The following is a 229-nucleotide window of genomic DNA, read 5'->3' on the forward strand; positions in this document are numbered from 1 at the left end:
CGCAACAACCACCAACAGCACGGGTAACGCTCCATGCGGGTTACAGCCTGAGCGATCGTCCGCTCATGCGGCCCTGCCGTATCGAATACATCACCCGCCACCAATCTATGGCGCACATCATGGCTTTTCGCATGCTCGCCGATACGATCAATCTGATGAAAACGCGCTTGTGTCAGTGCGGCACGGCGCTGTTCATCGATACGGCCAAAAGGCTTACCAAGCTGCCAGT

The 229-nt window shown here is 56.8% G+C and carries 1 pseudogene; it reads right to left on the bottom strand.

Annotated elements, in window-relative coordinates:
* Positions 1–229, bottom strand: a pseudogene (locus tag KB213_RS12395) (metallophosphoesterase family protein); the annotation flags it as partial.

Source organism: Neokomagataea anthophila (assembly GCF_018122595.1).
In the GTDB taxonomy this organism is placed as follows: Bacteria; Pseudomonadota; Alphaproteobacteria; order Acetobacterales; family Acetobacteraceae; genus Gluconobacter; species Gluconobacter anthophilus.